Genomic DNA, 13,635 nt, shown 5'->3' with positions numbered 1-13,635 from the left:
GTCTCAGTTGCGCGCCGCGGTGCGCCCGCCGAAGTCATCGGCAATGTCGTTGGCGACCTTGCGCATCAGGGGCAGCATCTCCTCGGTGATCGAGGTGGAGCCGATGCGCCCGGGCTGCACCGAGACGTTCAGCGCCCCGAGCAGCTGCGGCCCGCGGTAGACCGGGACCGCCAGCCCGCGCAGCCCCTCATCCAGTTCCTGGGCGACCAGGGACCAGCCCTGGGCGCGCACGGTATCGAGCTCCGCGCGCAGCTCGTCGATACTCGCCACGGTCTTGGCGGTGTAGTGGGTGAGCTTGGCCCTGGAGAGGAACTCCTCGCGCGCGGCCTCGGGCAGCTCGGCCACCAGCACCCGGCCCATCGAGGTGGCCCAGGCCGGGAGCCGGTTGCCGATTGACACGTTCATCGAATGCATGCGCGGCGCGGCGATGCGCTCCACGTAGAGGATGTCCTGGTCATCGAGCACGCACAGCGCGGTGGTCTCCGAGAGCTCGGCTGCCAGGGCCTGCAGGTGCGGGCGGGCCACCTGGGGCAGGGTCAGCCCGGAGAGGTAGGAGGCACCGATGTCCAGCACCCGCGGGGTCTGCCGGAAGGCGCTCCCGTCGGCCTCCAGGTACCCCAAGTCCACCAGGGTGAGCAGGAAGCGGCGGGCCGCGGCACGCGAGACTCCGATGGCCTGCGCCACCTGGGTCACGGTCAGCAGCGGGTGGGCTGCATCAAAGGCCAGCAACACCGCCAGCGTCTTCTCCGCCGACTTCACATAGTAGTCAGGCTGCTCGGCCATGACTCACCACTCCCCTTTGTTCTTTTCTAGTACGTCATCAGGCGGTTGCGCTCGAATTGCGCGGCAAGCCGCACCGGTGCGTTCGGTGCCCCGTAGCCGTCGTAGCCGCCGCGGCGCTCAACGACCTCCAGGAACATCGATCCCACGGTCTCGGTGTAGAAATGGAGGAACTCGCCGTGCTCGTCGCGGTCATAGAGCAGGTTCAGTTCCTGCAATTGCGCCAGGGTTTCCCCGTCCAGCCCGAAGCGTGCCGCCAGGTCTTCATAATAGTTGTTCGGCACGGCCAGGAACTCCATGCCGGCGGCCACCGCGCGGCGGGCCAGGGCGATGATGTCATCGGTGTGCACCGCAATGTGCTCCGGATAGCGCGGGGCGCTGGCCCGGGAGTCCTCCAACCCGTGCGGCACGATGTTCAGCGCCAGGCGCACGGCGCCGTCTTCCGTGCGCAATACCTGCGAGCGGACCAGCCCCATGGGGCTTGGGACCTCGGTGCCCGGGCGGGCGGTGAGGTTCAGCGTGGAGGTGTAGAAGAGGACCGATTCGTCGAAGGCCTGCCAGGGCTGGGCCAGGTTGACGTGGTCGATGCCGGTGATGGCCCCGGTGTCCGCGGGCGTGGTGCCGTCGCCGAATTCGGCGGCCCAGGCGGGCTCGTCAGCGGTGGTCCCGAAGAACACCTCGGTGGCATCCGGTGCGGTGAATCCGTGCAGCGGCGCCTCGCCCACGGTGTGGTGGCGCGGGACCGCAGGGGCCTTCAACGCGGTGGCGCGCCGGGTACCCAGGGCCGCCTCGGGGACCTGGACGCCGAAGCCGGAGACCTCCGCGGTGATCCCGCGGCTGCGCTGGGTGTTGATGATGATCCGCGCGTCCCCCGCACTCCAGAGCGTGACCGGCTTGCGACGGTGCTGGCCGCGGAAGGTGAAGCCCAGCTGCGCCAGCATCCCTGCCACGATTTCCGGGTCCTCGGTGCGGATCTCGGCGTAGTCGAAGCCCGAAGGCTCCTGGGCGCCGGGCAGGGCGGCGAGCCCCAACGGGTAGTCAAGTGCACCTGTACCCAGGTGCGCGGCGGTCTTGTCCTGCAGCCAGATCAGCGAGCGCATCCCGTCCACGGCGGTGCGCTCGACGTTGGACTGGCGGAAGACGTCGTTGAAGATCTCCAGCGAGACGATGCCGTCGTAGCCGGAGCGGACCAAGTGCCCCATGAAGGCGTCCAGCTCGAAGCCGCCCTCGCCGGGGAACACGCGGTAGTGCCGGGACCAGGAGAGCACGTCCATGGAGAGCACCGGGGCGTCGGCCAGCTGGACGAAGAAGATCTTTTCCGCAGGGATGTCCGCGATGCCCGCCGGGTCGTCCCCGCGCGAGAGGATGTGGAAGGAGTCCAGGCAGAGGCCCACGTTGGGGTGGTCCACCAGCTCGACGATCTTCCAGGAGTGCTGGTAGGTGTTCACGAACTTGCCCCAGGCCAGGGCCTCGTAGGCGATCTTCACCCCGTGCTCGACGGCGAGCTTGGCCAGGGCGCGGATCTGGCTGGCGAAGAGTTCGTCGTCGTCGATGGTCGCGGTGCCCACGTTGGAGCACAGCAGCATGGTGTCGATGCCCAGCTGGCCCATGAGCCGGAACTTGGCCTCGGCGCGCGCCAGGTTGGCCCGGAGGGTCGCCTCGTCCACGCCCTCGAAGTCGCGGAAGGGCTGGAAGAGGTCCAGGGTCAGGCCCAGACGGTCGGCCAGGGCGCGAACCTCCTCGGGGGACATGGGTGAGACGGTGAGGTCTTGCTCGAAGATCTCGATGCCGTCGAAGCCGGCCTTGGCGCAAGCGAGCATCTTCTGCTCGAGGGTGCCGGAGATGCAGACGGTGGCGATGGAGGTGCGCATTAGAGGCCCGCCTCCAGCATTTCGAGCAGGTGGTTGCGCATCCGGGCGGTGTCCGGGGCGGTTCCGGTGATGATGCCAAAGGCGTCGACCGCTTGGCCCACTGCCATGTGCCCGCCGTCCAGGGTGCGGCAGCCCAGGGCCCGGGCCGCGGTGATCAGTTCCGTGTCCACCGGGCGGTAGACCACGTCGGCGACCCAGTGCCCGGATGTGAGCCCACTGATGTCGAAGGGCAGCCCGGGATGGTGGTGCATGCCCACAGGGCTGGCGTTGAGCACGCCGTTCACACGCGGCAGCAGCGCCGGGACCTGGTCGAAGTCGCAGGCCAGGATGGTGGCTTCGGGGAACTGCATGGCCAGCGTCGCGGCGCGTTCGGCGGCGCGGGTGGCCTCGGGGTCCACCAGCAGCAACTCCTTTACCCCGGAGTCCAGCAGCGCGTAGGCCACCGCGGAGCCGGCCCCGCCGACGCCCAGCTGCAGCACCGAATCCAGCGTGGCTCCCGGCAGTCCGTTGGCCAGGGCCCAGGAGAAGCCTGAGGCGTCGGTGTTGTAGCCGTGGAACATGCCGTCCTTGATGACTACCGTATTCACCGCGCCGATGGCGCGGGCCTCGTCGCTGATGTCATCGAGGTGCTCGAGCACCAGCTGCTTGCAGGGGTGGGTGATGTTGAAGGCGTTGAATCCCAGCATCGCCCCGGCGCGCAGCAGCTCACCGACCTCGGTGGCGTCCTTGCCGATCTCGGCCAGGTCGATGGGGCGGTAGAGGTAGCGCAATCCGTGGGCGTCAGCCTCGGCCTCGTGCATGGGCGGAGTCAGCGATGGCATGACCCCGTCCCCGATCAGGCCTACAAGGTACGACTGCGTGCTGGTGCTCATGAAAATTCCAGTCCTTGAGATTTTTCGCGTGAGGATTGTCTTGCATGTGATTTAGCTCTACTCTAGTGGTTGTACGCAATTCGTACAACCGTACGCTTTGCGCACACAAGTCTCGCAGACACGTTGAGTTCCCCCTCAGTTGTCCCGTCATACCTAGGAGCACCCGATGCCAAACACCGACAACCCACCGGCGCAGAACGCGCCCGGCACCGGGGGCAGGACGCCGGTCAAGGCCGCCCTGGCCAGCTTCATGGGCAGTGCCGTCGAATACTACGACTTCTTCATCTTCGGCTCCGCGGCCGCACTGATCTTCCCGCATGTGTTCTTCCCCGATGCCGGCGCCAATGCCGCCGTCATGTCACTGGCGACCTTCGGCTTCGCCTATGTTGCCCGGCCTATCGGCGCGGTGATCCTGGGCCACTACGGCGACCGGATCGGGCGGCAAAAGGTCTTGATGTTCACCCTGGTGCTGATGGGCGCTGCGACCTTCGCCATCGGCTGCCTGCCAACCTTCGACCAGATCGGATGGTGGGCCCCGGCCCTGCTGGTGTTCGCGCGCCTGCTGCAGGGACTTTCGGCCGCGGGCGAGCAGGCTGGCGCCTCCTCGCTGACCCTGGAACACGCACCGGATGACCGCCGCTCCTTCTTCACCTCCTGGACGCTGACCGGCACCCAGGGTGGCCAGATCCTGGCCGCGTTGATCTTCATTCCCGTGGTCGCCATGCCGGACGAATTCAAGTTCGGCATCGGCTGGCGCATCCCGTTCTGGCTCTCCGCGGTCGTCGTCATCGTCACCTTCTTCATCCGCCGCTCGCTGCACGAGACCCCGGAGTTCGAGGAAGCCAAGAAGAACAACGAGATCGCCAAGCTGCCCCTGGGCGTGCTGATCCGCTTCCACTGGCGCGACGTGCTGCGCGTGGTCTTCTGCGCCTTCATCGCCGCGGTCTCCACCGTCTACGGCACCCTGGCCATTTCCTACGGCAAGTCCATCGGCAACATGGATGAGTCCATCACCCTGTGGCTGGTGGTTGCCGGCAACATCGGCGCGCTGTTCACCCAACCGTTCTTCGGCAAGCTGGCCGACAGGATCGGCCGCAAGCCGGTGTTCATCTACGGCGCTGTGGCCTCGGCAGTATTCATGCCCTTCTACCTGCGCTCCATGGAAACCAGCAACACCGTGTTGCAGTTCGCGCTCTCGCTGCTGGTCTTCTCGTGTGCCTACGCCGCGGCCAACGCCGTCTGGCCGTCCTTCTACGCCGAGATGTTCTCCTCCCAGGTCCGCTTCTCCGGCCTGGCCATCGGCACCCAGCTCGGCTTCCTGATGGCCGGCTTCGCCCCGTCCATCGTCGCGGCCCTCGGAGGCCTGGCACCGGGCGGCTGGGTGGTCATCAGCATCTTTACCGCCGTGATCGCGCTGATCGCCTCGGTCTCCGCGCTGACGGCCAAGGAAACCTACAAGGTGCCCACGCACCTGCTGGGCCGCACCGCGCACAAGGTGGAGAACGCCTCCGGCGCCCACGTGCAGTAACGCCCCGCACGCCACGACCAGGGCCCCGCCGACTCCCCACCACGGGAGTCGGCGGGGCCCTGGCGCGTCCGGTCCTTGCCATGCCAGTCGGGCGCATTGCACCCGGGATTTCACGACCGCGCCAGGATAAGCCCGGGCGCGTACATGCGGCTCAGGCCTGCACCGCCGGCAGCCGACGCTGGTTTTCCCCTAATCCGTGCCCGTGGCGTTGAACGATTCGAGCCAGGTGGCAACCCGTCGTTCGGATTCCTCCCGGGACAGGTCTTCCACACGCGTCATGACGTTCCAGCGACGCCCAAAAGCATCCACGAAGGTGGCAAAGCGGTCTCCGGAGACGAAGTCCGCGGGTTGCTCAACCGCGGTGGCTCCGCGTTCCAGTGCCCGTGCGAAGACGGCGTCCACATCCTGCACGTAGACCGCGATGGAATTGTTGGTGTGTTGCGCATCGGCCGCGACCAGCCCGTATCCCGGCTGCGGGTCGGAGAGCTGCAGGATGCCGTTGCCGAAATCGAGCTCCGCATGGGCGACGGTGGCGTTGCCATCTTCCCCCGGGGCGCCGGGCATCACCGAGAGCACCGTGGCACCGAAGACGTGGCGGTAGAACTCGATGGCCTCGTGCGCCGGGTCAACCACGATGAACGGCGTCAGAGCCGTGTAACCGTGGGGCACCCCGTTGGTCGTGTGCTTGCCGGTTGCTGCCGTACTGGTTGGTTCCGGGGACATGATCGAATACCCTTCGCTGGCCTGGATTCCTGCTTGCCATTCCATCGGACGCCGGACGGGCGGTCAAGGTCTTGAAGGAATCCGACAGGCCGCGGGCAGACCCGCACCCGGTTGTGGTTCGACACATCTTCGTGTTCCGTCTCACAGGCATGGAAGAATCCGATCAACTGCCCAACGAAGGACCAACTGACGTGACCATGATCCAACCGAACCTCCAACGCACCGCCAGCGGCAATGCCGCCTGGATCGTTGTGGTGGTTGCGGGCATCAGCGCTGCGCTGCATATCTGGAAGCTTCCCGCCGCGCTTCCCATGATCCAGGAAGACCTGGGTCTGTCCCTGCTGGCGGCCGGGGTGCTATTGGGCATCGTGCAGGTGGCAGGCATGGTCGGCGGCCTGGCGGTGTCGTTGTTGGCCGAGGTCATCGGCGAGCGTCGGACCTTGCTGCTGGGGCTGCTCTTCCTGAGTGCCGGTTCAATCTTTGGCGCCCTGTCAATCGGCCCGAACACGCTGTTGGCCTCGCGGGCCGTCGAGGGCGTCGGGTTCATCGTCGCCACCGTGGTCGGGCCTGGCCTGATCCGCCGCCATGCTCCGTTCCGCCGCGTGAACATGGCCGTCGGTTGCTGGAGCGCCTATCAGGGCACTGCCACCTTCGTGGGCCTGATTGCCAGTGCCTACTTCCTGCAGGTTGGCACCTGGCAGATGTGGTGGTGGGTCATGGCCGCGATCACGCTGATCCCGATCCCGCTGGTGTTGCGCATGGTACCCAAGGACCACCCCGCCGGTACCGGCGGGGCCAAGGCAGCAGCCGGACGAATCGGCATCACCGCCCGTTCGTCCAAGGTGTGGATCGCCGGGCTGGTCTTCGGGTGCTACACGGTCCAGTGGATGGCCGTGGTGGGATTCCTGCCCACGCTCTACGGGGAAAGCGGCCTCAGCGGCACGCATGCCGGGGTCTTGTCGGCCATTGTCGGCGGGCTCAACGGGGTCGGTGCCATCGTCACCGGCATGCTGCTCCAGCGCGGCGCCCCGGCCCGTGCCCTGTTGTTCCTGTCGTTCGTGCTGATGGCCGCGGCCAGCCTGCTGACCTTTGCCATTGACTGGTCGCCGGTTCCCGGCGGGTTGGCCTGGCAAGTCGCCTGTGTCGGTTTCTTCTCCCTGGCCGGGGCGATGATACCGGCGACCATGACGCGGATGGCCGTGGATCTGGCGCCGGAGGGCGGTTCGGCTCCGGCGGCCATGGGATTGATGCAGCAGATCTACAACGTCGGAAACTTCACCGGCCCGATGATCGTGGCGTGGCTGGCCATGAGCACCGGCGGCTGGTCAGCCACCTGGTGGATGACCTGTAGCTTCGCGGTCCTGGGCATCATCCTGTCCGCGGTCCTGGTCCGGCGGCGCAGCGGCATGCATTTCTCCCACGCCTAGCAAAGGCGCCCAACTGCAGCCACATGAAATATGAGGCCTCTACACATGGAATGCCCAGAATCATTCCCTAGAGTCGTAGTTACCTCTTGAAGGTGCGAGTGATGAGAGCACCGGTCGGAAGAATTGCCCCCATAATTTTCCGGCCGGTGCTCACCCATTTAACCAAGCCATACCGGCATGAAGGCAAAGCCAATCGTGGCCCGATCCCGGCCGGTCGTTGTCAGAGAGGTTTCCACTGCCCGGAACCCACCGCTTGGGTTTAAGTTGTGTTGGTGCAAGCATGTGCCCATGATTAAAGTTCACCCACAGGCCAACCACTTTGGACTCGACAGCTCAGAGCACATCCCGCCGCCGCATCCCGATCTTTTCGAAGCCCATCCATTGCTGGGCGAAATCTGGGGACAGGCGCGGGGCCTGCTGGCGGTGCGCGACAACGACGCCCACACCCTCTACGCCGTTTCCTTGGCCGCCGCCCTGCTCGATCAACGGCCGCAGGCCGACCCCGGGGTTGTTTTGCCGGCAATGATGCTGCACGACATCGGCTGGTCACAAGTGGAGCCCGGCCTCGTGCTCGCAGCCATCGCCCCGGGCGGCGGACGACCCGAGCTGGTCTTGCAACACGAAAAGGAGGGCGCGCGACTGGCAATAGAGATCCTGGAATCTCTCCGCGTGGATACACTGGTGATCAAACAGGTCGTCGCGATCATCGACGGGCACGACTCCCGCTCCCATGCGCTGAACCCCGACGACGAAATCGTCAAGGACGCCGACAAGTTGTGGCGGCTGACCCCGCACGGCCTGGACACCGTCATGGACTGGTTCGGGTTGCACCGCGGCCAGGCCCTTCGCCTGTGTGCCTCGCGGGTGCTGGGCAAGCTTTTCACTCCCGAGGCAATCACCATGGCAAACGGGCTGATCGCCCTGGAGCAGGCAAACCTCTGGCCGCGGAGCCGGGAGCTGCAACCGGTGCACTAAGGACTTCCATGTCTCGTCCGGTCGCTTCCGAGGTTCCTCCCCTACACTCAAAGGTGCGCGCAAAATAGGTGTGGCAGATGGAAAGGACACCGTAGATGGCAGGTGGAAATCGAGTTCCCGGAAGCACCGTGACCTCCAAGGTCCTTGCCATCATGGAAGTGTTTGAAACATCGCGCCGGGCACTGAGCCTGACCGAAATCGCGGAAGCCTCGGGCGTCCCCTTGAGCACCACCCACCGGCTGGTGAGCGAGCTGGTCGAGTGGGGCATGCTCAGCCGCGGACCCAACGGCGGGATCCAGCTTGGCTTGCGGTTGTGGGCCATCGCCCAGAATGCGGGGCGCCAATTACGCGACACCGCCCGCCCCTTCGTCCAGGACATGTTCTCCCTGACCGGGGAAACCAGCCAGCTTGCCGTGCGGGACGGCAACATGGCCCTGTACATCGACCGGGTCTACGGTTCCAAAAGGGTTCCGCGCGCCTCACGTGTCGGCGGCCGGCTGCCTTTGCATGCCACCGCAGTGGGCAAGGTAATCCTGGCGTATTCCGAGGACTGGGTCACCGATGCCTACCTCAACCGCCCGCTGACTACCGTCACCGGCCACACCCACGTCAACCCGGCCCGCCTGCGCGCCGAGCTTGCCCAGGTTCGGGAGCAGGGCTACGCCACGACACAGGAAGAGGTCATCATCGGCTCGTGCTCCATTGCCGTGCCGGTCTTTCACACCGGTCGCCTGGGCTGCTCGATCGGGCTCGTGGTTCCCTCCGCCAATGCCGGAACCATGACCCGGCACCTGCCCGTGCTCAAGGGCATTTCCCAGCGCATCGAGGCAGCCACGGCGCACATCCCGCTCGAAACGCTACTGGGCAGCGTCACAGGAAGCGCACCGGGGCTTCCCGCCGAACCCGAGCCCTGAACAAGTTTCCACTGAGTGGGAATGGTTCTGCACCCTTCGCATGTGTCATGGGTAACACTTGAGGCAATGAATGTTGCGCAACCCACAATCGGGTAGTGCAACCCCGATCTTCTTTCCTCAAGGAGTCCGTTCCATGTCCAGCAGCAATGTTGCAGCCGGGGTTTGTCCCATGGGGCACGGCGCCACGGCACCGGCCGACCACCACGGTTTTGAACCGTTCACCATGGAAAACCCGTTTCCCTCCTACACGAACCTCCGCAACGAACAACCCGTGATGTTCGACGAACGTGTCGGGCTCTACGTGGTCACCCGCTACGACGACGTCAAGGCCGTCTTTGAGGACTGGGAAACCTTCTCCTCGGAAAACGCCCAAGCCCCGGTGCGCAAGCGCGGTCCGCAGGCCACCAAGATCATGAACGACGGCGGCTTCACCACCTACTCCGGGCTCTCTGCCCGCCGCCCGCCGGAGCACACCCGCATCCGGGCCATCGCACAGAAGGCGTTCACCCCGCGCCGCTTCAAGGCCCTGGAACCCTCCATCCGCGCCAATGTCATCGAATCGATCGAGACCATGCTGGCGCGCGAATCCAACACCGGCGACATCGTCAAGGATCTGGCCTACGCCATTCCTACCATCACCATCCTCACCCTCATCGGCGCCGATGTCTCCCAAGTCGACACCTACAAGCGCTGGAGCGATTCCCGGGCCGCCATGACCTGGGGAGACCTGAGCGACGAGGAGCAGATCCCGCATGCCCACAACCTCGTGGAGTACTGGGCAGAGTGCATGCGCCTCGTGGTCCACGCCCACGAGCACGGCGGGGACAACCTCACCGCCGACCTGGTCAAGGCCCAGTCCGAGGGCGCGGAAATCAGCGACCACGAGATCGCCTCGCTGCTCTACTCCCTGCTTTTCGCCGGCCACGAAACCACCACCACGCTGATCTCCAATTGCGTGCGCGTGCTTCTGGCCCACCGCGAGGCCTGGGAGCAAGTGGTCAAAAATCCCAAGGCCATCCCCGCGGCCATCGACGAGGTCCTGCGCTACGCCGGCTCCATCGTCGGCTGGCGCCGCAAGGCCCTTAAGGACACCGAGGTCGCCGGGGTCAAGATTCCCGAAGGCGCCGAGTTGTTGCTGTTGATGGGTGCGGCCAACCGCGACGAAGCCCGCTTCGAGGACCCCGAGGCTTTCGACATCGCCCGGACCAACGCCCGCGAACACCTCTCCTTCGGCTTCGGCATCCACTATTGCCTGGGCAACATGCTCGCCAAGCTGCAGGCCAAGATCGCCCTGGAGGAACTGACTTCCAGGATCCCGGGGCTCGAGCTGATCGATGGCGAGGGCATCGAGTTCCGCAAGAACCTGTCCTTTCGGGTCCCCGAATACGTCAACGTGAGCTGGAAGGAATCCCAGGCATGAGCAACAACGACTTCATTGAATTCTTCGACGGCGGTGCCGACCCGAAGCTGGAAAACCTCGGCGGCAAGGGTGCCTCGCTGGTGACGATGACCGCGGCCGGGATGCCCGTGCCTCCCGGATTCGTCGTCACCACCGCAGCTTTCGACGCCTTCATGGAAGGTGGCATTACCGCCGAAATCAACGCTCTGCTGGCCGGCGTCGATCCGGAGGACGTGAACGCCGTGGACGCCGCCAGTGCCGCGATCCGCTCCATGATCACCCAGCGCCCGGTGCCCGCCGCCCTGCGCCAAGTCACCAAGGACGCCTACGCCACCTTGCAGGGGAACTTCACCGTGGAGGTGCCGCTGGCGGTGCGTTCCTCGGCCACCGCGGAGGACCTTCCCGATGCCTCCTTCGCCGGGCAACAGGACACCTACCTCTGGCTCAACGGCTACGATGCGGTCACCGAGCACATCCGCGCCTGCTGGGCCTCGCTCTACACCTCCCGGGCCATCCTGTACCGGCTGAAGAACAACATCCCCGACGAGGGCCTGTCCATGGCGGTCGTCGTGCAGAAGATGGTCAACTCCGCCGCAGCCGGCGTGGCGATGACTTTGGACCCCACCAACGGGGACCGCTCCAAGATCACCATCGACGCCTCCTACGGGGTCGGCGAAATGGTCGTTTCCGGCACCGTCACCCCCGACAACATCCAGCTGGACAAGGTCACCCTGGCCATCATCACCGAGCACATCGGGGCCAAGCACGCCGAACTCATTCCCGACCCGGCCACCAACTCCCTGGTGGAGGTCGAGGTCAGTGAAGAGCGCCGCGCGGTGCGTTGCCTCTCGGATGCGGACCTGGCCCTGGTGGCGCAGCTGGCCAAGCGCGCCGAGAAGCACTACGGCTGCCCGCAGGACATCGAGTGGGCGCTGGATGCGGATCTGCCCGAAGGCGAAAACCTGCTCCTGCTACAGTCCCGCCCGGAAACCGTGCACTCGTCCAAGTCCACGGTTAAGCCGGACGCCGGCGGCTACGCTTCCTCCCTCGGGCTGGGTTCGGGCTTCAACTTCTCCTCGATCACGTCCTCGCTGATGAACACCGCATCCTAGTCGCGTTGCCCGACCCACCACCGTTCGCCGCTTTTCCCCCCCCAACTCCGCAGCAGCATCTTTTGAAAGGCATCCACCACCATGAGCATGAAATCCTTTCCCAAGCCTTCCGATCTCCAGGTTCCCCCGGGCGCCGAGGGCTGGGAGGAGCTCTACCCGTACTACCTGGTCTTTCAGGACGCACTAAAGGCCGAGGAAGACGAAAAGTTCTGGTTCTGCGACTCCCAGCACTGGCCCACCGTCTTCAAGCCGTTCGAGACCATCGGCGGGGAATTCGCCGTCAAGTGCCTGGGCCAGTACAACGCCCGCCACCTGATGATCCCCAATGCCAACGGCATCGACTTCCGCATCCACCTCGGCTACCTCTATATGTCTCCGCTTCCGGTGCCCAGCGAGCAGATCGCCGCCCGCGTCCCTGACTTCGAGGCCCGCATCGGCCACTACTTCGCCAATTGGGAAGAGCTCCTGAAGGCCTGGCACATCAAGGTCAAGGGAACCATCAGCGAGATGGAGTCCCTCAGCTTCGAGGCCCTGCCCGAGCAGGTCCCGATGGCGGACATCCTTTCCGGCAAGGCCAAGGACGGCTCGGAGGTGCTGCTGGAGAACTACGACCGGCTGATCCAGCTCTGTTACCAGAACTGGCAATACCACTTCGAATTCCTGAACCTGGGCTACATCGCCTACCTGGACTTCTTCAACTTCTGCAAGGAAGTATTCCCCAACATCCCCGACCAGTCGATCGCCACCATGGTCCAGGGCGTGGACATGGAACTGTTCAAGCCCGACGATGAACTGAAGGAACTCGCGGCACTGGCCGTGGAACTGGATCTTTCCGGCGCGTTCTCCAACACCGACGACCCGACAGCCACGCTTGCAGCCATCGCATCCTCGCCCTCCGGCGAGCGCTGGCTGGCACGCTGGGAGGAGGCCAAGGACCCGTGGTTCAACTTCACCATCGGCAACGGCTTCTACGGGCACGACAAGTACTGGATCGAACACCAGGAGATCCCGCTTGGCTTCATCGCCGATTACATCCACCGTCTGCAGGGCGGGGCGAACATCATGCGCCCGACCGACAAGCTGATCGCCGAGAAGGACCGCATCGTCGAGGAGTACCGGGACCTGCTGGATCCCGAGGTCCGCGAGGTCTTCGACGCCAAGCGCACCCTGGCCGCCACCGCCTACCCGTACGTGGAAAACCACAACTTCTACATCGAGCACTGGACCATGGGCGTGTTCTGGCGCAAGGTGCGCGAACTGTCCCGCATGCTGCACGCCCAGGGCCTATGGAACGAACCCGAGGACATGCTCTACCTGGGCCGAAACGAGGTCCGTGACGTGCTCTTCGACCTCGTCACTTCCTGGGGCATCGGCGCCGGCGACCCGATCGGGAACGTGGTGTGGCCGCAGGAGATCGAGCGCCGCCGCGGCATCGTCGACGCACTGAAGACCGCACGGCCGGCGCCGGCACTGAACACCCCGCCCTCGGCCATCACCGAGCCGTTCACCCGGATGCTCTGGGGCATCACCACCGAACAAGTTCAGCAGTGGCTGGGCGGGGACGAGGATTCCGAGTCGGGCGTGCTCAAGGGCATGGCCGCCTCCCCCGGACTGGTCGAGGGCATGGCCCGCGTGGTCATGCACGCGGATGACCTCTCCGACGTGCAGGCCGGCGAGATCCTGGTTGCCCCGATCACCGCCCCGAGCTGGGGCCCGATCTTCGGCAAGATCAAGGCCACGGTCACCGACATTGGCGGGATGATGAGCCACGCTGCCATCGTCTGCCGCGAGTACGGTTTGCCGGCCGTCACCGGGACCGGCAGCGCGTCCACCACCATCCGCACCGGCCAGATGCTGCGCGTGGACGGTACCAAGGGCACCGTCGAAATCCTCGAGGAGGCGCCCGTGGTCACCGGCCCCGGGGCGCACTCCCACACGCACGTCTAGGACCGCTCCCCCCATAGCGGTTCCGGACATCCGCAGGTGGGCGGGGCACCCCAAGGCCCCGCCCACCGCCCACCCCGATTCCCCGCC

The 13,635-nt window shown here is 65.5% G+C and carries 11 protein-coding genes; 7 read left to right on the top strand and 4 right to left on the bottom strand.

Annotation, left to right across the window (positions count from 1 at the left end):
* Positions 1-3: 3 nt before the first annotated feature.
* Genes Q2T94_RS10660 through Q2T94_RS10650 form a run of 3 tightly spaced genes read right to left on the bottom strand, consistent with a single transcriptional unit; the run spans position 4 to position 3,523 of the window.
* Positions 4-783 carry an IclR family transcriptional regulator domain-containing protein gene (locus tag Q2T94_RS10660; protein WP_302264240.1) on the bottom strand — a complete coding sequence of 260 codons (780 nt, stop codon included), beginning with the start codon at positions 781-783 and terminating at the stop codon, positions 4-6.
* Between the two features lie 26 nt (positions 784-809).
* A complete protein-coding gene (locus Q2T94_RS10655) occupies positions 810-2,651 on the bottom strand; it encodes a bifunctional sugar phosphate isomerase/epimerase/4-hydroxyphenylpyruvate dioxygenase family protein (protein ID WP_302264238.1) in 1,842 nt (613 codons plus the stop codon).
* A complete protein-coding gene (locus Q2T94_RS10650) occupies positions 2,651-3,523 on the bottom strand; it encodes a shikimate dehydrogenase (RefSeq protein ID WP_264268883.1) in 873 nt (290 codons plus the stop codon). The genes Q2T94_RS10655 and Q2T94_RS10650 overlap by 1 nt, the downstream gene beginning before the upstream one ends.
* A 166-nt stretch (positions 3,524-3,689) precedes the next feature.
* Between Q2T94_RS10650 and Q2T94_RS10645 the strand changes: the two genes are divergently transcribed.
* Entirely contained in the window at positions 3,690-5,051 is a 1,362-nt protein-coding gene (locus Q2T94_RS10645) for an MFS transporter (protein ID WP_302264236.1), read from the top strand.
* A gap of 189 nt (positions 5,052-5,240) precedes the next feature.
* Here the strand turns inward: Q2T94_RS10645 and Q2T94_RS10640 are convergent, their stop codons facing one another.
* Positions 5,241-5,774 (bottom strand): VOC family protein, encoded by a 534-nt coding sequence (locus Q2T94_RS10640; RefSeq protein WP_302264234.1) that lies wholly within the window; start codon positions 5,772-5,774, stop codon positions 5,241-5,243.
* A gap of 197 nt (positions 5,775-5,971) precedes the next feature.
* Between Q2T94_RS10640 and Q2T94_RS10635 the strand changes: the two genes are divergently transcribed.
* From Q2T94_RS10635 to Q2T94_RS10610, 6 genes are all read left to right on the top strand, one after another.
* Complete coding sequence (locus Q2T94_RS10635; protein ID WP_302266407.1) at positions 5,972-7,201, top strand: MFS transporter; 1,230 nt, start codon at positions 5,972-5,974, stop codon at positions 7,199-7,201.
* Positions 7,202-7,489: 288 nt separating this feature from the next.
* Positions 7,490-8,176: an HD domain-containing protein gene (locus tag Q2T94_RS10630; RefSeq protein WP_264268880.1), complete on the top strand. Its 687-nt coding sequence runs from the start codon at positions 7,490-7,492 to the stop codon at positions 8,174-8,176.
* Positions 8,177-8,271: 95 nt separating this feature from the next.
* Positions 8,272-9,090 carry an IclR family transcriptional regulator gene (locus Q2T94_RS10625; RefSeq protein WP_302264233.1) on the top strand — a complete coding sequence of 273 codons (819 nt, stop codon included), beginning with the start codon at positions 8,272-8,274 and terminating at the stop codon, positions 9,088-9,090.
* A gap of 133 nt (positions 9,091-9,223) precedes the next feature.
* The gene (locus tag Q2T94_RS10620) at positions 9,224-10,510 is read left to right on the top strand and encodes a cytochrome P450 (RefSeq protein WP_302264232.1); all 1,287 of its coding nucleotides are present in this window, start codon (positions 9,224-9,226) and stop codon (positions 10,508-10,510) included.
* The gene (locus Q2T94_RS10615; protein ID WP_302264231.1) at positions 10,507-11,601 is read left to right on the top strand and encodes a PEP/pyruvate-binding domain-containing protein; all 1,095 of its coding nucleotides are present in this window, start codon (positions 10,507-10,509) and stop codon (positions 11,599-11,601) included. The genes Q2T94_RS10620 and Q2T94_RS10615 overlap by 4 nt, the downstream gene beginning before the upstream one ends.
* Before the next feature lie 81 nt (positions 11,602-11,682).
* Complete coding sequence (locus Q2T94_RS10610; RefSeq protein ID WP_302264230.1) at positions 11,683-13,548, top strand: PEP-utilizing enzyme; 1,866 nt, start codon at positions 11,683-11,685, stop codon at positions 13,546-13,548.
* The last annotated feature ends 87 nt before the right edge of the window (positions 13,549-13,635 follow it).

The organism is Paeniglutamicibacter sulfureus (genome assembly GCF_030512175.1).
GTDB classification, from domain to species: Bacteria; Actinomycetota; Actinomycetes; order Actinomycetales; family Micrococcaceae; genus Paeniglutamicibacter; species Paeniglutamicibacter sulfureus.
The sequence above is the reverse complement of the archived record's forward strand: the minus strand, read 5'-3'. Positions and strand labels throughout refer to the sequence as shown.